Below are 24,404 nucleotides of genomic sequence, written 5' to 3' on the forward strand. Positions count from 1 at the left end.
GGCGCGGACACGGCGCGGGCGGTGCCGTGACACATCTGGACGAGGGAGGCGGCATGACCGGGGCTTCGCCGTACCGGCTGGTGGGGGCGCGACCCGAGCCGGAGTTCGAGGTGCGCGTGGACGGGCGGCCGGTGCCCGTCGTGCCGGGCCAGACCGTGGGCGCGGCGCTGCACGCCGCCGGCGTCCGGACCTGGCGTACGACCCGGTTCGGCGGGCGGCGGCGCGGCCTGTTCTGCGGGATCGGCGTCTGCTTCGACTGCCTGGTCACCGTCAACGGCGTGGAGAACCTGCGGGCCTGCCTGACCGAGGCCCGCCCCGGAGACGAGGTGACGACCTCATGACGGCGGACGCGGCGACGTACGACCTGGTGGTGGTCGGCGCTGGGCCGGCGGGCCTGGCGGCGGCGGGCGTGGCGGCGCGGGCGGGCCTGCGCGTGGCGGTGCTCGACTCGGGGGCGCGCGTCGGCGGCCAGTACTTCCGCGCGCTTCCCGACGGCTTCCGCGCCGCCCGGCCGTGGGCGCTCCATCATGGGTTCTCCCGGTTCGTACGGCTCCGCGACGGACTCGACGGCGCCGACGTCCTGCTGAACCACCGGGTCTGGGCGGCCGGGCCCGCGCCCGGCGGAGGTTTCGCCGTCCACTGCCTGGCGGGCCGGGAGGAGCGGGCCGGGACCGTCACCGGTGCGCGGCTGCTCATCGCGACCGGCGCGCACGACCGCGTCCTGCCGTTCCCCGGCTGGGACCTGCCCGGGGTGATGACGGCGGGCGGCGCGCAGGCGCTACTCAAGGGCAACCTCGTCGTCGCCGGGCGCCGCGTCGTGGTGGCCGGGACCGGTCCGTTCCTGCTTCCCGTCGCCACCTCGCTGGCCGCCGCCGGGGCGAAGGTCGCCGGGGTCTTCGAGGCGGGCGGCAGGTTCGCGCTCGCGCCCCGCGCCCTCACCCGGCCCGGCAAGGCCGCCGAGGCCCTCGCGTACGGCTGGGGCCTGGCCCGGCACCGCGTGCCGTACAAGGGGGGCCGGGCGGTGGTCGCCGCGCACGGCGACGGCGAGCTGACCCACGTGACGGTCGCCAGGGTGGACGCCGAGTGGCGGCCGTACAGGGGCGGTCACGAGACGGTCGAGTGCGACGTCCTCGCCGTCGGCTACGGGTTCACGCCCCAGCTCGACCTCGCGGCGCAGCTCGGCTGCGCGATCGGCGCGGACGCGGCGGGCGGCCCGGCCGTGCGGGTGGACCGGCACATGCGGACCGGCGTCCCCGGCGTGTACGCGGCGGGGGAGACCACGGGCGTGGGCGGCGCCGACTTGGCCGAGCTCGAAGGGCTGATCGCGGGCCGCGCCGTCGTGGCCGACGCACTCGGCGTTCCGGCGGGCACCGGCGTGGGAGCCCGGCCCGAGCCCGGAACGGGTTTCGGACCCGGGATCCGGTCCGAGGCCCGTGTCGGCGCGCGCCTCGAAGCGCGTCGGCGGCGCCTGACCGGGTTCGCGCGGGCGCTGCTGCGCGCCTACCCCGTGAAGGACGGCTGGACCTCCTGGCTGCGTGACGACACCCTGATCTGCCGCTGCGAGGAGGTGCCGTACGGCCGGGTCAAGGAGGCCCGGGACCTGGGCGCCGCCGACGCGCGCTCCATCAAGCTGCTGGCCCGGCCCGGGATGGGCTGGTGCCAGGGACGGATCTGCGGCGAGGCCGTGGCCCGCCTCGCCGGTGAGGAGCCGGGACCGCCCCGGCGGCCGGTCGCCCAGCCCGTACGGCTCGGCGACCTCGCCGCCATGGATGAGAGGACATCTGATGACGACTCGTGAGAAACCGTGGCGCGGAGTGATGGTGGCGACCGCGCTGCCGCTGCGGGACGACCTGGCCGTCGACCACGACGCGTACGCCGAACACTGCCGGTGGCTGGTCGCCGAAGGCTGCGACGGCGTGGTGCCCAACGGCTCCCTGGGGGAGTACCAGACGCTGACGCCCGAGGAGCGGGCGAAGGTCGTGGAGACCGCGGTCGCGGCGGTCGGGGGCGACCGCGTCATGCCGGGGATCGCCGCCTACGGGGCCCTGGAGGCCCGCCGCTGGGCCGAGCAGGCGCGTGACGCGGGGTGCGGGGCCGTGATGCTGCTGCCGCCGAACGCCTACCGGGCCGACGAGCGGGCGGTCCTGGCGCACTACCGCGAGGTGGCCGCGGCCGGGGTGCCCGTCGTGGCCTACAACAACCCCATCGACACCAAGGCGGACCTCACGCCCCGGCTGCTCGCGGCGCTGCACGCCGAGGGGCTCATCGTGGGAGTGAAGGAGTTCACCGGGGACGTGCGGCGGGCGTACGAGATCGCCGAGCTCGCCCCCGGGCTCGACGTGCTCATCGGCTCCGACGACGTGCTGCTGGAGGTGGCCCTCGCCGGGGCGGTCGGCTGGGTCGCGGGCTACCCGAACGCGCTCCCGGCCGCGACCGTCGCGCTCTACCGCGCGGCCGTGGCCGGCGACCTGGAGACGGCGCTCCCGCTCTACCGGTCCCTGCACGCGCTGCTGCGCTGGGACTCCAAGACGGAGTTCGTCCAGGCGATCAAGCTGTCGATGGACGTCGCCGGGCGGTACGGCGGCCCGTGCCGCCCGCCGAGGCAGCCGTTGACGGCCGAGCAGGAGGCCGCCGTACGCGCCGCGACCGAGAAAGCGCTCGCCGAGGGGCTCCGCTAGTGCGGGGGCGCGACCGGGACGACCCCGTCGCTCCACGAAAGGTGACCGGGAGGGCCGCCGCCGCACGGTCGGCGGACGCGCGGGCCGTCGGGGAGGGGTGAGATGAGGACGAAGCGGGTCTTCCACGCGGTGGACTCCCATACCGAGGGCATGCCCACCCGTGTGATCACCGGCGGTGTCGGGGTGATCCCGGGCGCGACCATGGCCGAGCGCCGCGAGCACTTCGTGAAGAACCTCGACCACGTCCGAACGCTGCTGATGTACGAGCCGCGCGGGCACTCGGCGATGAGCGGGGCGATCCTGCAACCGCCCACCAGGGCCGACGCCGACTTCGGCGTGCTCTACATCGAGGTGTCCGGCTGCCTGCCGATGTGCGGCCACGGGACCATCGGCGTCGCCACGGTGCTGGTGGAGACCGGGATGGTCGAGGTGACCGAGCCGGTGACGGTGATCCGGCTGGACACCCCGGCCGGCCTGGTCACGGCCGAGGTGCGGGTCGAGGACGGCGCGGCGACCGCGGTCACCATCACCAACGTGCCGTCGTTCAGCGTCGCGCTCGACTGTACGGTGACGGTCCCGGGGCTCGGGGAGGTCGGCTACGACCTCGCGTACGGCGGCAACTTCTACGCGATCCTCCCCGTCGAGTCGGTCGGGCTGCCGTTCGACCGGTCGCGCAAGCAGGAGATCCTCGACGCCGGCCTCGCCGTGATGGCCGCGATCAACGAGCGGGACGAGCCGGTGCATCCGGAGGATCCCGGGATCCGCGGCTGCCACCACGTCCAGTTCGTCGCCCCGGGGTCGGACGCCCGGCACTCCCGGCACGCGATGGCGATCCACCCCGGCTGGTTCGACCGCTCGCCGTGCGGCACGGGAACGAGCGCGCGGATGGCCCAGTTGCACGCGCGGGGCGAGCTGCCGCTGGACGCGGACTTCGTCAACGAGTCGTTCATCGGCACCCGGTTCGTCGGCCGCCTGGTCGCGGAGACGACGGCCGGGGACCTGCCAGCGGTGGTCCCCACGATCACCGGGCGGGCCTGGGTGACCGGTACCGCCCAGTATTTCCTCGACCCCCGCGACCCCTTCCCGGCCGGCTTCCTGCTGTAGCCGCGCCGGACGGACCGGCCGGTCCGGCGGGGCACGGGACGAGCGACCGCGCCCGTGTCCCGCCGGGGCTCGCGCACGCCTCCGGCGGGTCCGTACAGAGGGCTCCGCCCGGCTCCTCACAGCCCGCTAACGGTCCGGTATCAGACCTTGACCCGATCTTCCGGGACGTGCAATGTCACATTCCACATTCGGAAGAGGAGGCGCGGATGCGCAAGCTCTATGGGACGGCTCTCACGGCCGTCATGGCGTCGGCGGCCCTGCTGACCGCGGGGTGCGGACAGGGGCTGCTCGGCGGCGGCGACGACGCCGGCTCCGGCGAGAAGAAGGACCAGCCGATCATGCTCGGCATGCTGATCCCGCAGTCGGGCAGCGAGGCGGCGATCGGCCCCTACATGAGCAACGCCGCCCAGATGGCCGTGGACGAGATCAACGCCAAGGGCGGCGTGCTCGGCCGCAAGCTGGAGCTGAAGACCGCCGACGACGCCTGCGACCCGCAGACCGCCGCCGCGGGCGCGAACAAGCTGGTGACCGCGGGCGTCGACGTCTCGGTCGGCGGATACTGCTCCGGCGCCACCCTCCCCACTCTGCCGATCTTCGACAAGGCCGGCGTCCCGATGATCATCCCGGTCGCGAACTCGCAGGAGCTCGTCGACCAGAAGCTCAAGAACGTCTTCCTCATCAACGGCACCGGCGGGCAGCAGGCCGCGGCGGCGGCCGCCTGGATGACCAAGGAGGGTGCCGCCAAGGTCGCCCTCATGCACGACAACACCAGCTATTCCAAGGACCTCGCGGTGCGCACCCAGAAGCTGCTCGACGAGCCGGGTGGCCCGGAGACCGCGATCCTGGAGGCGGTCACGCCCAAGGAGAGCGACTACAGCGCCAACATCAACAACGTGCTGGCCAAGAAGCCCGACTACGTCTACTGGACCGGCTACTTCCAGGAGGCCGGCCTGCTCGCCCGGCAGTTCCGCCAGGCGGGCTACAAGGGCAAGATCATGGTCGGCGACGGCTCGGTCTCGCCCAAGCTGATCGAGATCGCCGGCGCCGAGGCGGCCGCCGGTGTGTACGCCACGATGACGCAGACGCCGGAGACGCTCCAGGGCGCCGAGACGTGGATCGCCGACTACAAGAAGAAGTTCGGCTCCGACCCCGGCCCGTACTCCAACCAGTCCTACGACGCGGTGCGGCTCGCCGCCGAGGCGATCACCAAGGCGGGCGGCACGGACGGGCAGAAGATCGTCGCCGCGCTCGAGGCGATCGACGGGTTCCCGATGTTCTCCGGACCGCTCAAGTTCACCCCCGAGCACACCCTGAGCACCGGCGGCTTCCAGATCCTGGTCGTCAAGGACGGCGCGTTCGCCCTCCAGGACGCCCTCCAGTGACGTTCGGGGAATCGTGACATGTCGCAGTTGGTCTGGAACGGACTCTTCGTCGGGTCGTTCTACGCGCTCGTGGCGCTGGGCTACAGCATGGTCTACGGGATCATCAAGCTGCTCAACTTCGCCCACGGCGACCTCTACATGCTCGGCGCGTTCATCGGCTTCGCCGTACTCGGCGCGGCCGGCGGCGTGTCCGCCGCGATGGCGCTGCCCCTCCTGCTGCTCGTGCTCGTCCTCACCATGGGCGTCACCGGCCTCGCCGGGGTCGTGCTCGAACGCGTCGCCTACCGGCGGCTGCGCGGCGCCCCCCGGCTCTCGCTGCTGATCACCGCGGTCGGCGCGTCCTTCGCCCTGGAGTACGGCATGCGCGCCGCCGCGGGAGCGGACCCGCGGGTGTACCCGGTGCGGCTGGGCGGCACCTCCCTGGAGGTGCTCGGCGCCCGGGTCACCCTCCAGCAGCTCGCCCTGGTCGCTGTGGCCGTCCTCCTCATGATCGGCCTCAACCTGCTCGTCACCCGCTCACGCGAGGGGCGCGCCATGCGGGCCGTCGCCCTCGACCCCAGGGCCGCCGCGCTCATGGGCATCGACGTGGACGCCGTCATCTCCCGGACCTTCTTCCTCGGCTCCGCCCTCGCGGGCGCCGCCGGGGTCATGGCCGGGGCGCACTACGGGAAGATCGACTTCATGATGGGCTTCCTGATCGGCCTCAAGGCGTTCACGGCGGCCGTCATCGGCGGCATCGGCAACATCCCCGGCACGATGCTCGGCGGTCTGCTCCTCGGCCTGCTCGAGTCGTTCGGCACCTTCTGGCTCGGCGGCGAGTGGCGGGACGTCTTCGCCTTCGGCGTGCTCATCCTCTTCCTGACCGTGCGGCCGACCGGCCTGCTCGGCGAACGCGTCACGGAGCGGGTGTGACCGGGCCGGGCGAGGGCACGCCGCCCGCCGCCCCCGCCTCCGCCGCGTCCTCCACGGCCGCCCCAACGGCCGATCCGGCGGCCCCGCCCCGCCGCACCGGCCGGCGCGGCGCCGGGCCCCGCTCGATCGCCTCCCGGCTGATGGAGAACCGGTGGGCCGGGCTGGCCGGGCTCGCGGTCGCGCTGCTCGCGCCGTTCGTCGACGCCACGCCGTACGCGTTGTCGGTGATGACCAACGCCGCCATCTTCGTGATGCTCGCGGCCGGGCTCAACATCGTCGTCGGATACTGCGGCCTGCTCGACCTCGGCTACGCCGCCTTCTTCGCGGTCGGCGCGTACACGAGCGGGGTGTTGTCCACCCGGTTCGATCTGCCGCTGGTCGCCACGCTGCCCGCCGTGCTGGTGGTCACCGTGATCGCCGGCCTGGTCATCGGAGCGCCGACGCTGCGGCTGCGCAGCGACTACCTGGCGATCGTCACGCTGGGCTTCGGCGAGATCATCCGGGTGACCGCGAACAACCTCGACGTGACCGGAGGGCCGTCCGGGATCTACGGCATCCCCGGGCTGACCGGGGGCCCGGTCTCCTTCTACTACCTGACCGTGCTCATCGTCGCGCTCGCCGTGGTCGGCGCCGCCCGGCTGGGCCGGTCGCGCCTGGGCCGGGCGTGGCGGTTCGTGCGCGAGGACGAGGACGCCGCCGAGGCCATGGGCGTGCACACGTACAAGGTCAAGATGGCGGCGTACGTCGCCGGGGCGATCTGGGGCGGGCTGGCCGGGGTCCTGTTCGGCGCGCACCTGTCGGCGATCTCCCCGACGAGCTTCACGTTCCTGCAGTCCGCGCTGGTGCTGATGGCCGTCGTGCTCGGCGGCATGGGCTCGATCAGGGGCGTCGTCGTCGGCGCCGTGGTCATCAGCGTGCTGCCCGAGCTGCTGCGCGACCTGGCCGACTACCGCTACCTCGCCTTCGGCGTGCTGCTGATCATCGTGATGCTGGTCCGGCCCCAGGGGCTGTGGCCGGCCAGGTCCAGGGAGGTCGCCAAGTGAACGGCCCGCTGCTCTCCGTCGAGGACCTGCGGCTCGCCTTCGGCGGCGTGCTCGCCATCGACGGGCTGACCTTCGCCGTCGGCGAGGCCGAGATCGTCTCGGTGATCGGCCCGAACGGCGCGGGGAAGACGTCGGCGTTCAACTGCGTGACCGGCTTCTACCGGCCCACCGCGGGAGCCGTACGGCTGCGCGGGCGGGACATCACCGGCCTGCGGCCGTCTGCGGTGGCCGCGCTCGGCGTCGCGCGCACCTTCCAGAACCTGCGGCTGTTCGGCGAGATGTCCGTCCTCGACAACGTCCGCGCGGGCACCCACCTGCGTATCAGGCAGAACGTCCTCGACGCGCTGCTGCACACCCCGCGCTACCGCAGGAGCGAACGCGAGAGCACCGAGCGGGCCCACCACTGGCTCGATTTCACCGGGCTGCGCGGCGACCGGTACGGCCCCGCCCGTGCCCTGCCGTACGGCGAGCAGCGGCGGGTGGAGATCGCCAGGGCGCTCGCCCGCGAACCCGACCTGCTGCTGCTCGACGAGCCCGCCGCCGGGCTCAACCACGGCGAGAAGGCCGAGATGCTCGACCTCATCCGCCGCATCCGCGAGCTGGGCGTCGCGATCGTACTGATCGAGCACGACATGGGGCTGGTGATGGACGTCTCGGAGCGTGTGGTCGTGCTCAACTTCGGGAGGGAGATCGCCGACGGGCCCCCCGACGAGGTGCGGCGCGACCCCGAGGTCGTCGAGGCGTACCTCGGGCGGGACGCCGACGAGGACGAGATCGAGCAGGCCAGGGCGAGCGTGGCGGGAGGGCGCGATGGCGGCGCTTGACATCGACGGGCTGGACGTCCACTACGGCGGCGTCCACGCCCTGCGCGGGCTGTCCCTGACGGTCGGGGAGGGGGAGGTCGTCGCCCTGCTCGGCAACAACGGCGCGGGCAAGACGACCACGTTGTCGGCGGTGTCGGGACTGGTGCGGCCCAGCGGGGGACGCGTCGTGTACGAGGGCCGCGACATCACCGGCGCCAAGCCGAGCGGGATCGTCCGGCTCGGCCTGGTCCACGTCCCCGAGGGGCGGCGCGTGTTCAGCACGCTCAGCGTCCACGACAACCTCCTGCTCGGCGGGTACGCGGTGGGCGACCAGGCGGAGGTCAGGCGGCGGATCGACCGCGTGTACGCCCTGCTGCCCCGCCTGGCCGAGCGCAGCGGGCAGCAGGGCGGCACGCTGTCCGGCGGCGAGCAGCAGATGCTCGCCATCGGCCGGGCGCTGGTCACCGGCCCCCGCCTGCTGCTGCTCGACGAGCCGTCCATGGGCCTCGCCCCGCTCGTGGTCGCCGCCGTCATGGACGTGATCAGGGAGATCAACGCCGAGGGCACGGCGGTGCTGCTGGTCGAGCAGAACGCCAGGGCCGCCCTGAAGATCGCGCACCGCGGATACGTCATCGAGAACGGCGCGTGCGTCCTGTCGGGGACGGCCGCCGACCTGCGGGACGACACCCGGGTCGCCGAGGCGTATCTGGGGGGAGCGTGACCGGCGCCGGCGGCGCGCCCGTGGAGCGCCCCACCGGGGCGCGAGCCGCGGAGGCCCACGAGGTGCGCACGGTCGACTACCACACCGCGGGCGAGCCGTTCCGGATCGTGGTCTCGGGCGTGCCGGAGATCCCCGGCGCGACCGTGCTCGACCGCAGGACGGCCGCCTCCGCTCCCGAGGTGGACGTCGTGCGGCGGCTGCTCTGCCACGAGCCGCGCGGCCACGCCGACATGTACGGCTGCTTCCCGGTCCCGCCCGACGGCCCTCCCGCGCGGTCTCCCGACGAGCCGCCCGGCGAGCGGCGTGGCGGCCTCACGGACGCCGGGCCCGTCGAGCCACCTCCCGGCTGGACCGCGGCCGACCTCGGCGTGCTCTTCTGGCACAAGGACGGCTACTCCACCGCCTGCGGCCACGGCACCATCGCGCTCGGCGCGTACGCCGTGGAGTACGGCCTGGTCGCGGCGGACCCCGACGGCGAGACCACCGTCGAGATCGACGTGCCGTCCGGCCGGGTGCGGGCGCGGGTGCGCTGCGCGGGCGGCCGGGTCGAGGCGGTGACGTTCCGGAACGTGCCCTCGTACGTGATCGCCCGGAACGTGCCCGCCCGGGGCGTCGCGGTGGACGTGGCGTACGGCGGCGCGATCTACGCCTGCGTGCCCGCCGCCGCCTTCGGCCGGTCCACGGCGGCCGGGGACCTGACCGAGCTGATCGCCCTCGGCCGGCAGGTCAAGGCCGCGCTCGCGGACCATCCGTCCGCCCGGCACCCGCGCGACGACCGGCTCTCCGGGATCTACGGCGTGATCTTCTACGACGACCTCGGGTCGGACGGCGACCGGCACCACCAGCGCAACGTCACCGTCTTCGCGGACGGCGAGGTCGACCGCTCGCCCTGCGGATCCGGCACGGCCGCCCGGCTGGCGCTGCTCGCCGACGGCCGCCCCGACCCCCGCGCGGTCACGCTGCGGCACGAGGGCGTCGCGGGCGGCGTGTTCCTGGCGAGCGTGGCCGGCGTGACCGAGGAGGCGGGACGCCCGGCGATCGTCCCGGAGATCGAGGGCACGGCGTTCCGCACCGGAGAGCACCGGTTCCTCCTGGATCCCCGCGACCCCCTCGGTCCCGGGTTCACCCTCCGGTGAGGCCGTCACCGGCGCGCGGCGCGATGGCCGCCACCCCGGCGGAACGGGGCCGGGGACGACCGTGTGGGAGGAAGGGAACGCCCCGGCGAGGCCGGGAAAGACGGGACCGGGAGACGAGACCGAGGAGCACGGGGCAGAAGGAGACGGGCCGCACGAGACGGGACCGACCGGGACGGGGAGCGAGATGAGGAGGACGCGCGGATGAACGGACCGCCCCACCTGGACGGCGACACGGTGTGCGCGCTCGTGCCGCCGGGCCGGGCCGTACAGGTCCTGGAGGACGCCCTGCGCGGCGGCCTCGACCCCGAGCAGGCCTCGCCGCGCCCGGTGGTCGACGTCCCCGCGGGGCAGTTCCTCCTCATGCCCGCGTCCTGGGGCGCGTACGCGGGGGTGAAGGTCGCGACCGTCGCGCCCGGGAACCCCGCGCGCGGGCTGCCCCGGATCCAGGCCCTCTACCTGCTGCTCGACGCCGCCACGCTCAGCCCGGTCGCCACGATGGACGGCACCGCGCTGACCTCGCTGCGCACCCCCGCCGTGTCGGCGCTCGCCGTACGGCATCTCGCGCCGCCGGACGCCCGCGCTCTCGTGGTCTTCGGCAGCGGCCCGCAGGCGTGGGGGCACGTGGCGGCGCTGCGCGGGGTGCGCCCGGTCGAGGAGGTCACCGTGGTGGCCCGCGACCAGGACCGCGCGGCCCGGCTGGCTGAGCGGTGCGCCGCCGTGGGCCTGGCCGCGCGCTCCCATCCGGCGTCCGGCCGGGACTGGCGGCGCGCCGTCGAGGAGGCCGACCTGGTCGCCTGCTGCACCACCGCCCGTACGCCGCTGTTCCCCGGCGGCCTGGTCCGCGACCGCGCCGTGGTCGTCGCCGTCGGGTCGCACGAACCGGACGCCCGCGAGCTGGACGACGGCCTCGTCGCCCGCTCCACGGTCGTCGTGGAGTCCCGGGCGGCGGCCCTGGCGGAGGCCGGCGACCTGGTCGTCCCCCTGCGGGCCGGTAGGATCACGGCTGACCACCTCGCCGGGAACCTCGCCGAACTCGTCGCCGGCCGGGTGGCCCCCGGCCCCGGCCCCCGCGTTTTCAAGAGCGTGGGCATGGCCTGGCAGGACCTGGTGGTGGCCTCCGCGGCGTACGAGGCGTGGACCGCCCGGCGGGGGGATCTCCGGTGAGCACGAAAGAGGGTAGTGACATGGCGCCTACGGCCGCGGACGGGCTCGGCCTGCCGTTGGTGGGCGAGCGGCAGAGCCTGCGCGAGCAGGTGGCGCAGGCGCTGCGGGACGCCCTCGTCGCGGGCGAGATGCGGCCGGGTGTGGTCTACTCCGCGCCGGTGCTCGCCGCGCAGTTCGGCGTCTCCGCGACCCCCGTACGCGAGGCGATGCTCGACCTGGCCAAGGAGGGCCTGGTCGAGGCGGTGCGCAACAAGGGCTTCCGGGTCACCGAGATGACCGACCGCGACCTGGACGAGATCACCGAGATCCGCCAGCTCATCGAGGTCCCGACGGTGGCCAGGCTGGCCGGCAGCCGCCCCGTCGCCGACTTCGAGGAGCTGCGGCCGGTCGCCGAGGAGATCGTCTCGGCCGCGCGGCGCGGCGACCTGATCGCCTACGTCAACGCCGACCTGCGCTTCCACCTGGGGCTGCTGAGCCTCTCCGGCAACACCCACCTCGTCGAGGTGATCCGCGACCTGCGCGGCCGGGCCCGCCTGTACGGCCTGCGCGGCCTGGCCGAGCGCGGCATACTGATCGACTCGGCCGGCGAGCACGTCGGCATCGTGGACGCCCTGGTACGCGGCGACGCCGGGGCGGCCGAGCAGATCATGAGCCACCACATCCAGCACGTACGCGGCATCTGGGCCGACAAGCCCGAGGCCCGGCGCGCCACGCGGGAGTAGCCCCGGCCCCGCACGGGAAGTGAGGCCCGGACGGCTCAGCCGGACCTGGTCGCGCCGATCGACGCGACGACGACGCAGCCGATCGCCGCCCATTCGCGCATCTCCAGGAACTCCCCGAGCACGAAGAGGCCGACCAGCGCGGCGACGGCGGGTTCGAGGCTCATGAGGATGCCGAAGACCCGCTTCGGCATCCGCCGCAGCGCCTCCAGCTCGATCGAGTACGGGATGACCGAGGAGAGCAGCCCGACCCCGGCCCCCAGGAGCAGGATCTCGGGGCGCAGCAGGTCGGCGCCGCCGGAGGCCACCCCGACGGGGGCCACGGCGATCGTGGCGACCACCATGGCGAGGGCGAGGCCGCTCGACCCGGGGAACCGGGCACCGGTGGCGGCCGACAGCAGGATGTACGCCGCCCACATCGCGCCCGCGAGCGCGGCGAACCCGATGCCGACCCAGTTGGCGCCGCCCGCCTGGCCCCACGGGGCGAGCAGGACCACCCCGGCGGCGGCCAGCCCGACCCACACCAGGTCGAGCCGCCGCCGGGACGCGACGACGGCCACGGTGAGCGGCCCGATGAACTCGATCGTGACCGCGATGCCCATCGGAAGCCGGGCCAGCGCCTCGTAGAAGGAGAGGTTCATCAGGCCGAGGCTGAGCCCGAACGCCATGCCCACGGCGAGGTCGCGCCGGGTGAGCCCCCTCAGGCGGGGACGGGCGACGGGCACGAGGATGACCGCGCCGATCGCGATCCGCAGGAACACCACGGCGGACGGCGGCAGCTCGGCGAAGAGGTTCTTGGCCAGACCGGCCCCCACCTGCACGGACAGGACCGCGAGCAGCACCAGCCCCGGCGGGGGGATCGAGTCCGACGCCGCCCGCAACAGCGCGCCCGGGCGCATCCCGCCCCGCCGCCCCCGGAACGGCCCGATCCGGTACGGCTCCGCCGCCCCCCCAACGGGTTCAGCCGTCATCCGGCCGCCACCTCCCCATACATCCGCACATATCCGCCGGCCGCCGCGGGAACGGCGGCCGGACACACGACCCGAGCGTCAGAACCTATCGCCCCGGTCGTCGCCGGCCCGCACCGAGGTGGGCCCCCGGCCCCATGCCCGGTGGCGGGTGCGGATTCCGGGCGGGCCTACTCCCAGCGGAAGGTGCGTCCGGCCACGCCGAGCGTGACCACCGCCCACACGAGCAGCACGAGGACCGGGCCGGCGGGGAACCCGCCGCCGGAGGCGAGCACCGAGCGCATGCCGTTCGTCAGCGCGGTGATCGGCAGCAGCTCCAGGATCGGCTGGATCCCCTCCGGGAACCTGGCGATCGGGAACACGACGCCGCCGAGCCCCAGCAGGACGAGGTAGACGAGGTTGGCCGCGGCCAGCGTGGCCTCCGCCCGGAGCGTCCCCGCGATCAGCAGGCCGAGCCCGCTGAACGCGGCGGTGCCGAGCACGATCAGCAGCGCGATCCACAGCGGGTCGCCGTGCGGGGACCAGCCCATGGCCAGCGCCACCGCGCAGATCACCGCGACCTGGATCACCTCGACGCCGAGGACGGCGGCCGTCTTGGCGAGCATCAGCCCCGGCCGCGACAGCGGGCTGGCCCCCAGGCGCTTGAGCACGCCGTACCGCCGCTCGAAGCCGGTGGCGATGGCCTGGCCGGTGAACGCCGTCGACATGACGGCGAGCGCCAGGACGCCGGGGGCGACGAAGTCGACGCGGGGCCCGGTCACGCTGATCAGCGGAGCCCGTGAGAAGCCGACGAGCAGCAGCACGGGGATGATCAGGGTGAGCAGGAGCTGCTCGCCGTTGCGGAGCATCGCGCGCATCTCCGCGCCCGCCTGCGCCAGCACCATCCGGGGCAGCGGGGCCGCCCCCGGCCGGGGGGCGAAGTCGAGCGTCGAGGTCATCGCGTGGTCCGTTCGGAGTGGGCCGGCCGGGCCGGGACCCGGGTGTGAGGGGTCATCGCAGCTCCCGGCCGGTGAGTTCGAGGAAGACGTCTTCGAGGGTGCGCCGTTCGATGCTGAGGTCCTCGGCGGTGACGCCCTCGCTGGCGCACCACGCGGTGACCGTCGCGAGCAGGCCGGGAGCGACCTGCCCCTCGATGATGTAGTGCCCGGCGGGAGACTCCTTGGCGGCGCTTCCCTGTGGCAGGGCGCTGAGCAGCTCGTCGAGGTTCAGCCCCGGACGGGCGCGGAAGCGGAGCTGGCGCTCGGCTCCGGTCAGCGTCGCGGGGGTGCCCGCGGCGACGACCCGCCCGTGGTCGATGATGATCACCTGGTCGGCGATCTTCTCCGCCTCGTCCATGTAGTGGGTCGTGAGCACGACCGAGACCCCGGCCTCGCGCAGGCCGGTGACCACGTCCCAGCAGGCGTACCTGGCCTGCGGGTCGAGCCCGGCGGTGGGCTCGTCGAGGAAGACCAGCTCGGGCCGCCCGACGATGGCCCCGGCCAGGGACAACCGCTGCTGCTGCCCGCCCGACAGCCGCCGGTACGGCGTGCGCGCGTGCTCGGCGAGGCCGAGCCGGTCGAGGAGCGCGGCGGGGTCGAGCGGGTGCGCGTGGAAGCGGGCCATCAGGCGCAGCCACTCCCCGGCGCGCATCGCGGGCGGCACGCCGCCGGCCTGGAGCATCACGCCGACGCGGGCCTTGAGCGACCGGTCGGACGGGGCGAGGCCCAGCACGCGCACCTCGCCGCCGTCGGCCTGGCGGAAGCCCTCGCAGATCTCGATCGTGGACGTCTTCCCCGCGCCGTTGGGGCCGAGGATCGCCGTGACGCGGCCGCGCGCGCACGACAGCGTCAGCCCGTCGACCGCGGTGGTGCGGCCGTAACGCTTGACGAGGTCGCGCACCTCGACCGCGGGCGCGCCGTCGGCGCCCTCCGCGAGTCGCGTGTTCGCGGCGTCCGGCATCATGGTTCTCCCGCCTGCCGTCCGCACCGTGGCAGATCTCGGGGCACACCGTGGACAGCAGTCCCCACGCTCCCGGCCTCCCCCCAGCCAGATGGGACACACTTCTTGACGAAACGAGTCTAGGGAGGCGGCGGCGTGCCCCGGCCGCCGGAGCCCTCTCCGCGCGAGGCGCGGTCTCCGCCCGCGACCCGGGCGACTGTGTTAGGTAAGGCTACCCTGCGTGACAAATTACATTCCGGACGGCCTCGGCTTCCGTTTGTGGCGCGGGAAGGAATTACGGCACACTGATGTTGTGAAATACGTGCCCGGGAAGACGAACGTCGAGAAGGCCGCCATGGCGCGGCGTTCCGGCACGTCCGAGAGCACGACCGAGAACACGACCGGGAACAGGGTCGAGAGCAGGGCCGAGATCGCCGTCGGCGGCGCGTTGTCCGCCGAGCGCGGCACGCGGGCGCGGGTCGCGCGTCTCATCCTCGAACACGGCCCCGTGACGGCCGCCGACCTGGGCGAGCGGCTGGGACTCACCCCCGCCGCCGTCCGCCGCCACCTGGACACGCTGCTCGCCGACGGGATGATCGAGCCCCGGAAGGCGCGGCCGCGCGGCCAGCGGGGCAGGGGGCGACCGGCGAAGCTGTTCGCGATCACCGACGCGGGCCGCAGCGCCTTCGTCCACGCCTACGACGACCTGGCGGGCAGCGCGCTGCGCTTCCTGGCTGATCGGCTCGGGGGCGAGGCGGTGTCCGACTTCGCGCGGGCGCAGGTCTCCCACCTGGTCGACAGGCTGGAGTCGGTAATGCGCGAGGTCCCCGCCGACCAGCGGATCCGCGTGCTGGCCGAGGCACTGTCCGCCGAGGGCTACGCCGCGTCCGCGACGGAGACCGCCGTCGGGGGAGAGCAGCTCTGCCAGCACCACTGCCCGGTCGCGCACGTCGCCGCGGCGTTCCCGCAGCTCTGCGAGGCCGAGACCGAGGCGTTCGGGCAGCTTCTCGGCACACCGGTGCAACGCCTGGCCACGATCGCCAACGGCGACGGGGTCTGCACCACACACGTGAGTCCTCACGCGCTGGCCGTACGGCACGCGCGCAGTCCTGAAACCACGAGCAAGGAGTCCGGAAGGTGACTGTCACCGACCGCCCGGAGCTGGAAGGCCTCGGGAATTACAAGTTCGGCTGGGCCGACTCGGACGTGGCCGGCGCCGCGGCCCGCCGTGGCCTGTCCGAGGAGGTCGTCCGCAACATCTCCGAGCTCAAGAACGAGCCGGAGTGGATGCTGGACCTGCGCCTCAAGGGCCTGCGGCTGTTCGGGAAGAAGCCCCTGCCGACGTGGGGGTCGGACCTGACCGGCATCGATTTCGAGAACATCAAGTACTTCGTCCGCTCCACCGAGAAGCAGGCCGCCTCTTGGGACGAGCTGCCCGCCGACATCAAGAACACCTACGACAAGCTCGGCATCCCCGAGGCGGAGAAGCAGCGCCTCATCGCCGGTGTCGCCGCTCAGTACGAGTCGGAGGTCGTCTACCACAAGATCCGTGAGGACCTTGAGGAGAAGGGCGTCATCTTCGTCGACACCGACACCGGCCTGCGCGAGCACGAGGAGCTCTTCAAGGAGTACTTCGGCTCGGTGATCCCGGTCGGCGACAACAAGTTCGCCTCGCTGAACACCGCGGTCTGGTCGGGCGGCTCCTTCATCTACGTGCCGCCGAACGTGAACGTCGAGATCCCGCTGCAGGCCTACTTCCGGATCAACACCGAGAACATGGGCCAGTTCGAGCGGACCCTGATCATCGTGGACGAGAACTCCTACGTCCACTACGTCGAGGGCTGCACCGCGCCGATCTACTCGTCCGACTCGCTGCACTCGGCGGTCGTCGAGATCATCGTGAAGAAGAACGCCCGCTGCCGGTACACGACCATCCAGAACTGGTCGAACAACGTCTACAACCTGGTCACCAAGCGCGCCGTGGCGTACGAGGGCGCGACCATGGAGTGGATCGACGGCAACATCGGCTCCAAGGTCACGATGAAGTACCCGGCCGTCTACCTGATGGGCGAGCACGCCAAGGGCGAGACGCTGTCGGTCGCCTTCGCCGGCGAGGGCCAGCACCAGGACGCCGGCGCCAAGATGGTGCACCTCGCGCCCAAGACGTCGAGCACGATCGTGTCCAAGTCCGTCGCCCGCGGCGGCGGCCGCACCTCCTACCGCGGCCTCGTCCAGATCGAGGAGGGCGCGGCCGGGTCGGCGTCCACGGTCAAGTGCGACGCGCTGCTCGTCGACCAGATCAGCCGCTCCGACACCTACCCGTACGTGGACGTCCGCGAGGACGACGTGTCGATGGGGCACGAGGCCACGGTCTCCAAGGTCTCCGAGGACCAGCTCTTCTACCTGATGAGCCGCGGCCTGAACGAGGACGAGGCGATGGCGATGATCGTGCGCGGCTTCGTCGAGCCGATCGCCAGGGAGCTCCCGATGGAGTACGCCCTGGAGCTGAACCGCCTGATCGAGCTGCAGATGGAAGGGGCCGTCGGCTGATGGGTCTGGAAACGATGCCGGTGTCCAAGCTCCACGCGGAGTCGTCGTACGACCCGGCCGACTTCCCGGTGCCGACCGGCCGCGAGGAGGAGTGGCGGTTCACGCCGCTGTCCCGTCTCAAGGGTCTCCACGACGGCACGGCCGCGCCCACGGGCAACGTCGTGATCGACGTGGACGCGGCGCCCGAGGTGACCGTGGAGACGGTCGGCCGCGACGACGCCAGGATCGGCGCCGCCTACGTTCCGTCCGACCGGGTCAGCGCCCAGGCGTACGCGTCGTTCGAGAAGGCGACCGTCATCACGGTGCCCCGGGAGGCCGTCGCCTCCCGGCCGACCGTGGTCAGCCTGCGCGGCCTCGGCGAGGGCGCGGGCCACGGCGCCGCCTTCGGCCACATCGTGGTCAGGGTCGAGCCGATGGCGCAGGCGGTGCTGGTCCTCGACCACACCGGCAGCGCGGTCTATGCCGACAACGTCGAGTTCGCGGTCGGCGAGGGCGCCACCCTCAAGGTGGTCAGCCTGCAGGACTGGTCCGACGGCGCCGTCCACGTCTCCCACCACCACGCCCAGCTCGGCAAGGACGCGACGTTCCGGTCCTTCGTGGTGACGCTCGGCGGCGACCTCGTACGGCTCTCGCCGTCCGTGTCGTACACCGCGCCGGGCGGCGACGCCGACCTGACCGGGCTCTACTTCGTGGACGCCGGGCAGCACCTGGAGCACCGGCTCTGGGTGGACCACGCCGTGCCGAACTGCCGCAGCAACGTGACCTACAAGGGCGCGCTGCAGGGCGACGGGGCGCACGCCGTGTGGATCGGCGACGTGATCATCCGGGCCGAGGCCGAGGGCACCGACACCTACGAGCTCAACCGGAACCTCCTGCTCACCGACGGCGCCCGCGCCGACTCGGTGCCCAACCTGGAGATCCTCACCGGCGAGGTCGCCGGGGCGGGCCACGCCTCCGCCTCCGGCCGTCTCGACGACGAGCACCTCTTCTATCTGCAGGCTCGCGGCATCCCGTACGAGGAGGCCAGGCGCCTTGTGGTGCACGGCTTCTTCGCCCAGCTCCTGGACAAGATCGAGGTCGAGGAGATCCGCGAGCGCGTCCTGTCCGCGGTGGAGGCTGAGCTCGCACGATGAGTTTCGAGAAGGTCTGCAAAGTCAGTGACATCCCCGACGACGGCGCCCTGGGCGTCGAGGTGGGGGACGTCCCGGTCGCGCTCGTGCGCACCGGCGACGAGGTCTTCGCGCTGCACGACGTGTGCTCGCACGCCGAGGTCAAGCTGAGCGAGGGCGAGGTCTACGACCACACCCTGGAGTGCTGGCTGCACGGCTCCTGCTTCGACCTGCGAACGGGCAAGCCCACCGGCCCGCCCGCGACCAAGCCCGTGAACGTCTACCGAGTCAAGATCGACGGCGATGACGTGTACGTCTCGCTCTCGAAGGAGTAATACGTGTCAACCCTTGAGATTCGTGACCTGCACGTCGCCGTCGGCGACAAGGAGATCCTGCGCGGGGTCAACCTGACCGTAAGCGCGGGCGAGACGCACGCGATCATGGGGCCGAACGGCTCCGGCAAGTCGACCCTCGCCTACGCGGTCGCCGGCCACCCGAAGTACACCATCACCTCCGGCAGCGTGCTGCTCGACGGCGAGGACCTGCTCGCGATGTCCGTGGACGAGCGGGCCCGGGCCGGCCTGTTCCTCGCGATGCAGTACCCCGTCGAGGTGCCCGGCGTCAGCGTCTCCAACTTCCTGCGCTCCGCGGTCACCGCGGTGCGCGGCGAGGCCCCGAAGCTGCGCGACTTCGCCAGGGACCTGAAGAACGGCATGGACGCGCTCTCCATCGACCCGGCGTTCGCCCAGCGCAACACCAACGAGGGCTTCTCCGGCGGTGAGAAGAAGCGGCACGAGATCCTCCAGCTCGAACTGCTCAAGCCGAAGATCGCCGTCCTGGACGAGACCGACTCCGGCCTCGACGTCGACGCGCTGCGCGTCGTCTCCGAGGGCATCAACCGGTTCCGCGCCACCGGCGACACCGGTGTGCTGCTGATCACCCACTACACCCGCATCCTCCGCTACGTGAAGCCCGACTTCGTGCACGTCTTCGCCGGCGGCCGGATCGTCGAGGAGGGCGGCCCCGAGCTGGCCGACAAGCTGGAGGACGAGGGTTACGAGTCCTACGTGAAGGCGTCCGCGTAATGAGCGTTCCGAGCTTCGACGTGGAGAGGGTCAGGAAGGACTTCCCGATCCTCTCCCGCGAGCTGCCCGGCGGCCGGCCGCTGGTCTATCTCGACTCGGGCAACTCCTCCCAGAAGCCCGCCCAGGTGATCGACACGATGCGCGACCACCTGGCGCAGCACTACAGCAACGTCGGCCGGGCGCTGCACGCGCTCGGCAGCGAGTCCACCGAGGCGTACGAGGCGGCCCGCGACAAGATCGCCCAGTTCGTGGGCGCGTCCTCGCGGGACGAGATCGTCTTCACCAAGAACGCCTCCGAGGCGATCAACCTGGTCGCCTACGGCTTCGGCAACCCCGTGAACACCGACGACAGGTTCCGGGTCGGCCCCGGCGACGAGATCGTCATCACGGAGATGGAGCACCACTCCAACATCGTGCCGTGGCAGCTCCTCGCCCAGCGCACCGGCGCGACCCTGCGCTGGTTCTCCGTCACCGACGAGGGCCGTCTCTCCCTCGACGACCTCGACGAGCTGGTCAACGAGCGCACCAAGATCGTCTCGATCGTGCACCAGTCGAACGTGCTCGGCACGGTCAACTCGATCTCGCCCATCCTGGCGCGGGCCCGCGAGGTCGGCGCGCTGATGATGATCGACGCGTCGCAGTCGGTGCCCCACCAGCGGGTGGACGTGACCGACCTCGACGTCGACTTCGTCGCGTTCACCGGGCACAAGATGCTCGGCCCGTCCGGGATCGGCGTGTTGTGGGGCCGCCGCGAGCTGCTCGACGCCATGCCGCCGTTCCTCGGCGGCGGCGAGATGATCGAGGCGGTCTGGATGGACCACTCGACGTACGCCCCGGTGCCGCACAAGTTCGAGGCGGGGACGCCGCCGATCGTCGAGGCCGTCGGCCTCGGCGCGGCCGCCGACTACCTCACCTCGATCGGCATGGACGCGATCAAGCAGCACGAGCGGGAGCTCACCGCCTACGCCCTCGACGCGCTGGCGGAACTCCCCGGGCTGCGGATCGTCGGACCCCGCACGGTCATCGCGCGGGGCGGCACCGTCTCGTTCACCCTCGACGGCATCCACCCGCACGACGTCGGCCAGATCCTGGACGACGTGTTCGGCGTGGCCGTACGGGTAGGACACCACTGCGCCCGGCCTCTTCACCTGCGGTTCGGAATTCCCGCGACAACTCGGGCGTCGTTCTACCTGTACAACACGACGGCGGAGATCGACGCCCTGGTTCGCGGCCTCCACCATGTCCAGAAGGTGTTCGGCTGAGCCATGATCGCTGAATCCATGTACCAGGAGCTCATCCTGGAGCACTACAAGCATCCGCAGGGCCGCGGGCTGCGCGAGCCGTACGACGCCGAGGTGCACCACGTGAACCCGACCTGCGGGGACGAGGTCACGCTGCGGGTGAAGCTCGACGACGGCAAGGTCCTGGACGTCTCCTACGACGGCCAGGGCTGCTCGATCAGCCAGGCGGCGGCCTCCGTCCTGCACGAGCTCGCCACCGGCTCCACCGTCGAGGAGACCCTCTCCGTCGTGGACGAGTTCACCAGACTGATGCAGGGCAGGGGCCAGATCGAGGCCGACGAGGACGTGCTCGGCGACGCCGTCGCCTTCGCGGGCGTGGCCAAGTTCCCCGCCCGGGTCAAGTGCGCGCTGCTGTCCTGGATGGCGTTCAAGGACGCCGTCCTGCGGAGCCAGGCGTGACCGCTCGAACGAACGTAAGGAGGATGGCGTGAGCAAGCCGACCGAGACCCCCACGGCGACGTTCGACGGAGAGACCTCCCTCGACGACGTCCTGGAGGCGCTCAAGGACGTCGTGGACCCCGAGCTGGGGATCAACGTGGTCGACCTCGGCCTGGTCTACGGGGTCAACCTCGACCCCGCCGGCGAGGGCGAGCGGCCCATCGCCACGATCGACATGACGCTGACCAGCGCGGCCTGCCCGCTGACCGATGTCATCGAGGACCAGGCCAACTCGGCCCTCGCCGACCTCGCGTCCAGCGTCGTGATCAACTGGGTGTGGCTCCCGCCGTGGGGCCCGGACAAGATCACCGACGAGGGCCGCGACCAGCTCCGCATGCTGGGCTTCAACGTCTGAGTCTCCCCACCGGACCTCGTCGTCCGGACGGACCTCTCGGGCCGCCCCCGGCTTCCGCGCCGGGGACGGCCCGTTCCCGTGCCGAGCCCCGAGGGCACACACGGCGCCCCGTCCCCGATCCACGCCGACGTGCCGAGCGGGGCGGCCGCGCCGGGTCGCCGCCACCGTCCGTGTCGCCTCCGGGCCCGGCTCCGGCGCACCGACGGGAGCCCGTGCGGCCGGGCCCGGGGGCGATCGACGTGATGTTGGTCGCTCCGGGAATGGTGTAAGGTTGCATCTCGTTATGCCCGAAGCGACTTGAATGACGGTGTCCGTGACAAGGCCGCTCGTATCCATGCGGGTGCCGTGCACGTCTGCGGGAACACCGAGGTCGCCGGATTGACCGCAGTGCCGCATCGCGCGTCGCGCGCACAGCGCGGCACCGCCGCTTGACGCAGGGGCCTGCCCGCCGGACGGCCCGGCGGCGCCGGACTTCCTGACCCCCAGGGGCGCGAGACTCCCTGGACGCCCCACGCACCACCCCTGCGTCCGATTGATGTACGGCAAGGGCCGTACCCGTCCTGGCTCGTCCTTTCGCAGAAGTGACGTGCCCATCCGTGTTCCGACACGCTGTCCTCTACGAAAGGCACGAACCCCGTGACCATGCTCGACGCCGGCCACATCGCTTCCACGCCTGACGCCGACGCGCGCACTCCGGCCGCCGATCCCGCGCCGGACGCCCAGACGCCCTCCACGGAACTCACCGTGGACGCGCCGCAGGAGTCGGGAGCACCCGTTCCTTCCGGCGACTTCGCCGAGCTCGGCCTGCCCAGGCCGCTCGTGTCCGCCCTGGCCCGCGAGGGCATCACCGCGCCGTTCCCGATCCAGCGGGCCGCCATCCCGGACATTCTCGCGGGCCGCGACGTCCTCGGCCGGGGCCAGACCGGCTCCGGCAAGACGCTCGCCTTCGGCCTGCCCACCATGGCGCGCATCGCGGGCGAGCGCGCGCTGCCCAAGCGTCCGCTCGCCGTCATCCTTGTCCCCACGCGTGAGCTGGCCCTCCAGGTCGCCGACGCCCTGGAGCCCCTCGGCCGGGGGCTGTCCCTGCGGACCAAGACCGTCGTCGGCGGCATGTCCATGGGACGGCAGATCGAGGCGCTCCGCCGGGGCGTCGAGGTCGTCGTCGCCACCCCGGGACGGCTGACCGACCTCATGGAGCAGGGCGAGTGCTCGCTGGAGGACGTTCAGGTCACCGTGCTCGACGAGGCCGACCACATGTGCGACCTCGGCTTCTTCCCCGTGGTGAGCGCGATCCTGGAGGCCACCCCCTCCGACGGCCAGCGGCTGCTCTTCTCCGCCACCCTCGACGGTGACGTGGACAAGCTCGTCCAGCGCTTCCTCACCGACCCCGTGACGCACTCGCTCGCTCCGGAGACCTCGCCGGTCGAGACCATGGAGCACCACCTCTTCCAGGTCCACCGCGACGACAAGGTGGACGTGACCGCCGAGATCGCCAACCGCGAGGGCCGTACGATCCTGTTCGTCCGCACCCAGCACGGTGTGGACCGTGTGGTCAAGCAGCTCGCCCGCGTCGGGGTACGCGCCGGCGGCCTGCACGGCGGCAAGCGGCAGAACCAGCGCACCCGCATCCTCGGGGAGTTCCGCGAGGGCACCGTGAGCGTGCTCGTCTGCACGGACGTCGCCGCCCGCGGCATCCACGTCGACGACGTCAGCCTCGTGCTCCACGTCGACCCCCCGATGGACCACAAGAGCTACCTGCACCGGGGCGGCCGTACGGCCCGCGCGGGGGAGAGCGGCAGCGTCGTGACCCTCGTCATGCCGAACGAGCGCCGCTCCACCGACGCGATGACCCGCCGCGCCGGCATCACCCCGTCGAAGCACCGGGTGCGCCCGGGCGACGCGGTGCTCGCCGAGGTCGCCGGCGCGCGGCAGCCCAGCGGCGAGGCGATCCCCGTGTGGGAGCCCGACGTCCGCAAGCCGCTGCGCCAGCGCCGCGAGGGGCCGGGCGGAGAGGGCCGCTCCCGCCGCTTCGGCGACCGCCGCGAGCGCCGGTTCGACCGTGACGGCCGTCCGGGCCGGGACGGCGGGCGCCCCTTCGAGGCGCGGGGGAACGGTGAGGGCGGCACCTGGCAGGGCAACGCCGAGCGCGCCGGTGCCGAGGGCCGCGGAGACCGTCCGTACCGGGAGGACCGCCCGTTCCGCGGGGACCGCGGCGACCGTCCGTTCCGTGGGGACCGTGAGGGCGGGTCGTTCCGCGGTGAGCGCCGGGGCTCCTACCAGGGGGACCGCGCGTCGCAGCAGGACCGTCCGTTCCGCGGGGACCGCGACGGCGGTTCCTACCGCGGCGACCGTCCGTTCCGCGGGGACCGTGAGGGCGGATCGTTCCGGGAGGGGCGCGGTGAGCGCTCGTTCCGTGAGGACCGTCCGTTCCGCGGCGACCGTGAGGGCGGGTCGTTCCGGGATGAGCGCCGGGGCTCCTACCAGGGGGACCGCGCGTCGCAGCAGGACCGTCCGTTCCGCGGGGACCGCGACGGCGGCTCCTCCCGCGGCGAGCGGGACGGCCGCCCCTTCCGGGGCGACCGCGACGGCGACCGCCGCTACCAGGGCGACCGGTCGCGCGGCTCCTTCGGCGAGGGCCGGGGCTCGTACGGCGGCCACCGCGGCCAGAACGGGGAGGGCCGCTCCGAGCAGCGCGGCGGACACCGGGACGGTGAGCGCGCCGGGCACCGGGACGGCTACCGCGGCGAGCGCCGCCCGGACAGCCGCGGTGACTTCCGCGCGCCGCGCGGCGGGGGCTTCCGGCAGGGCGGCCGCCCCGGGGGCCGCGCCGGCGGTCCGTCGGGCAAGCGTTACGGCCGGTGACGTCGGAGCCGAGTCCCGCTCTCCTGCCGCACCGTGAGGTAGGCCACGCCGCTCGACGGCGTGGTCCGGCGGACGGCCGCTGAGCCGTCACCCATCCATCTGACAGGCGCCGGTGTCCCGCGCGGGGACACCGGCGCCTGCCGTTTCCCGCGACCGG

The 24,404-nt window shown here is 72.9% G+C and carries 24 protein-coding genes; 21 read left to right on the plus strand and 3 right to left on the minus strand.

All coding sequences use genetic code 11. From position 1 onward, the window contains the following. Positions 1–53: 53 nt before the first annotated feature. From AWQ70_RS22480 to AWQ70_RS22535, 12 genes are all read left to right on the plus strand, one after another. Positions 54–341, plus strand: a complete 288-nt coding sequence (locus AWQ70_RS22480) for a (2Fe-2S)-binding protein (RefSeq protein ID WP_067179390.1) — start codon at positions 54–56, stop codon at positions 339–341. Next, positions 338–1,798: an FAD-dependent oxidoreductase gene (locus tag AWQ70_RS22485; RefSeq protein WP_067179241.1), complete on the plus strand. Its 1,461-nt coding sequence runs from the start codon at positions 338–340 to the stop codon at positions 1,796–1,798. Before AWQ70_RS22480 ends, AWQ70_RS22485 begins: the two co-directional genes overlap by 4 nt. Beyond that, entirely contained in the window at positions 1,785–2,678 is an 894-nt protein-coding gene (locus tag AWQ70_RS22490) for a dihydrodipicolinate synthase family protein (protein WP_218004615.1), read from the plus strand. Before AWQ70_RS22485 ends, AWQ70_RS22490 begins: the two co-directional genes overlap by 14 nt. Positions 2,679–2,780: 102 nt before the next feature. Then, a complete protein-coding gene (locus AWQ70_RS22495) occupies positions 2,781–3,782 on the plus strand; it encodes a proline racemase family protein (RefSeq protein ID WP_067179242.1) in 1,002 nt (333 codons plus the stop codon). Between the two features lie 206 nt (positions 3,783–3,988). Then, positions 3,989–5,164 carry a branched-chain amino acid ABC transporter substrate-binding protein gene (locus AWQ70_RS22500; protein WP_067179243.1) on the plus strand — a complete coding sequence of 392 codons (1,176 nt, stop codon included), beginning with the start codon at positions 3,989–3,991 and terminating at the stop codon, positions 5,162–5,164. Between the two features lie 18 nt (positions 5,165–5,182). Beyond that, positions 5,183–6,076: a branched-chain amino acid ABC transporter permease gene (locus AWQ70_RS22505; protein ID WP_067179244.1), complete on the plus strand. Its 894-nt coding sequence runs from the start codon at positions 5,183–5,185 to the stop codon at positions 6,074–6,076. Then, positions 6,073–7,119: a branched-chain amino acid ABC transporter permease gene (locus tag AWQ70_RS22510; RefSeq protein WP_245647100.1), complete on the plus strand. Its 1,047-nt coding sequence runs from the start codon at positions 6,073–6,075 to the stop codon at positions 7,117–7,119. The genes AWQ70_RS22505 and AWQ70_RS22510 overlap by 4 nt, the downstream gene beginning before the upstream one ends. Beyond that, entirely contained in the window at positions 7,116–7,943 is an 828-nt protein-coding gene (locus AWQ70_RS22515; RefSeq protein WP_067179247.1) for an ABC transporter ATP-binding protein, read from the plus strand. The genes AWQ70_RS22510 and AWQ70_RS22515 overlap by 4 nt, the downstream gene beginning before the upstream one ends. Further along, the gene (locus tag AWQ70_RS22520; RefSeq protein ID WP_067179249.1) at positions 7,930–8,643 is read left to right on the plus strand and encodes an ABC transporter ATP-binding protein; all 714 of its coding nucleotides are present in this window, start codon (positions 7,930–7,932) and stop codon (positions 8,641–8,643) included. The genes AWQ70_RS22515 and AWQ70_RS22520 overlap by 14 nt, the downstream gene beginning before the upstream one ends. Then, the gene (locus AWQ70_RS22525) at positions 8,640–9,779 is read left to right on the plus strand and encodes a proline racemase family protein (RefSeq protein ID WP_245647101.1); all 1,140 of its coding nucleotides are present in this window, start codon (positions 8,640–8,642) and stop codon (positions 9,777–9,779) included. Before AWQ70_RS22520 ends, AWQ70_RS22525 begins: the two co-directional genes overlap by 4 nt. Before the next feature lie 201 nt (positions 9,780–9,980). Then, positions 9,981–10,943: an ornithine cyclodeaminase family protein gene (locus AWQ70_RS22530; protein WP_067179252.1), complete on the plus strand. Its 963-nt coding sequence runs from the start codon at positions 9,981–9,983 to the stop codon at positions 10,941–10,943. Positions 10,944–10,963: 20 nt separating this feature from the next. After that, positions 10,964–11,665, plus strand: a complete 702-nt coding sequence (locus tag AWQ70_RS22535) for a GntR family transcriptional regulator (protein WP_067179255.1) — start codon at positions 10,964–10,966, stop codon at positions 11,663–11,665. A 35-nt stretch (positions 11,666–11,700) separates the two neighbouring features. Here AWQ70_RS22535 and AWQ70_RS22540 read toward each other — a convergent pair whose 3' ends face one another. The 3 genes from AWQ70_RS22540 to AWQ70_RS22550 all read right to left on the minus strand — a co-directional run bounded on the left by AWQ70_RS22540 (position 11,701) and on the right by AWQ70_RS22550 (position 14,571). Beyond that, a complete protein-coding gene (locus AWQ70_RS22540) occupies positions 11,701–12,633 on the minus strand; it encodes an EamA family transporter (protein ID WP_067179257.1) in 933 nt (310 codons plus the stop codon). A 167-nt stretch (positions 12,634–12,800) separates the two neighbouring features. Then, positions 12,801–13,568 carry an ABC transporter permease gene (locus AWQ70_RS22545; RefSeq protein WP_067179260.1) on the minus strand — a complete coding sequence of 256 codons (768 nt, stop codon included), beginning with the start codon at positions 13,566–13,568 and terminating at the stop codon, positions 12,801–12,803. A gap of 52 nt (positions 13,569–13,620) precedes the next feature. Further along, a complete protein-coding gene (locus tag AWQ70_RS22550) occupies positions 13,621–14,571 on the minus strand; it encodes an ABC transporter ATP-binding protein (protein WP_245647102.1) in 951 nt (316 codons plus the stop codon). A 289-nt stretch (positions 14,572–14,860) separates the two neighbouring features. Between AWQ70_RS22550 and AWQ70_RS22555 the strand changes: the two genes are divergently transcribed. From AWQ70_RS22555 to AWQ70_RS22595, 9 genes are all read left to right on the plus strand, one after another. Next, the gene (locus AWQ70_RS22555) at positions 14,861–15,688 is read left to right on the plus strand and encodes a helix-turn-helix transcriptional regulator (protein ID WP_245647103.1); all 828 of its coding nucleotides are present in this window, start codon (positions 14,861–14,863) and stop codon (positions 15,686–15,688) included. After that, on the plus strand, positions 15,685–17,097 hold the full coding sequence (gene sufB / locus AWQ70_RS22560) for a Fe-S cluster assembly protein SufB (RefSeq protein WP_067179262.1): 1,413 nt from the start codon (positions 15,685–15,687) through the stop codon (positions 17,095–17,097). Before AWQ70_RS22555 ends, sufB begins: the two co-directional genes overlap by 4 nt. Continuing rightward, positions 17,097–18,230: a Fe-S cluster assembly protein SufD gene (sufD, locus tag AWQ70_RS22565; RefSeq protein ID WP_067179265.1), complete on the plus strand. Its 1,134-nt coding sequence runs from the start codon at positions 17,097–17,099 to the stop codon at positions 18,228–18,230. The genes sufB and sufD overlap by 1 nt, the downstream gene beginning before the upstream one ends. Further along, positions 18,227–18,541: a Rieske (2Fe-2S) protein gene (locus AWQ70_RS22570; protein WP_067179268.1), complete on the plus strand. Its 315-nt coding sequence runs from the start codon at positions 18,227–18,229 to the stop codon at positions 18,539–18,541. The genes sufD and AWQ70_RS22570 overlap by 4 nt, the downstream gene beginning before the upstream one ends. A 3-nt stretch (positions 18,542–18,544) precedes the next feature. Then, a complete protein-coding gene (gene sufC / locus AWQ70_RS22575; protein WP_067179270.1) occupies positions 18,545–19,291 on the plus strand; it encodes a Fe-S cluster assembly ATPase SufC in 747 nt (248 codons plus the stop codon). Continuing rightward, positions 19,291–20,553 (plus strand): cysteine desulfurase, encoded by a 1,263-nt coding sequence (locus tag AWQ70_RS22580; RefSeq protein ID WP_067179272.1) that lies wholly within the window; start codon positions 19,291–19,293, stop codon positions 20,551–20,553. The genes sufC and AWQ70_RS22580 overlap by 1 nt, the downstream gene beginning before the upstream one ends. A gap of 3 nt (positions 20,554–20,556) precedes the next feature. Further along, positions 20,557–20,991 carry a Fe-S cluster assembly sulfur transfer protein SufU gene (gene sufU / locus AWQ70_RS22585; protein WP_067179275.1) on the plus strand — a complete coding sequence of 145 codons (435 nt, stop codon included), beginning with the start codon at positions 20,557–20,559 and terminating at the stop codon, positions 20,989–20,991. A 28-nt stretch (positions 20,992–21,019) separates the two neighbouring features. Then, complete coding sequence (locus AWQ70_RS22590) at positions 21,020–21,385, plus strand: metal-sulfur cluster assembly factor (RefSeq protein ID WP_067179277.1); 366 nt, start codon at positions 21,020–21,022, stop codon at positions 21,383–21,385. Between the two features lie 642 nt (positions 21,386–22,027). Continuing rightward, on the plus strand, positions 22,028–24,247 hold the full coding sequence (locus AWQ70_RS22595) for a DEAD/DEAH box helicase (RefSeq protein WP_084517658.1): 2,220 nt from the start codon (positions 22,028–22,030) through the stop codon (positions 24,245–24,247). The last annotated feature ends 157 nt before the right edge of the window (positions 24,248–24,404 follow it).

It is taken from the genome of Microtetraspora niveoalba (assembly GCF_001570405.1).
GTDB classification, from domain to species: domain Bacteria; phylum Actinomycetota; class Actinomycetes; order Streptosporangiales; family Streptosporangiaceae; genus Microtetraspora; species Microtetraspora niveoalba.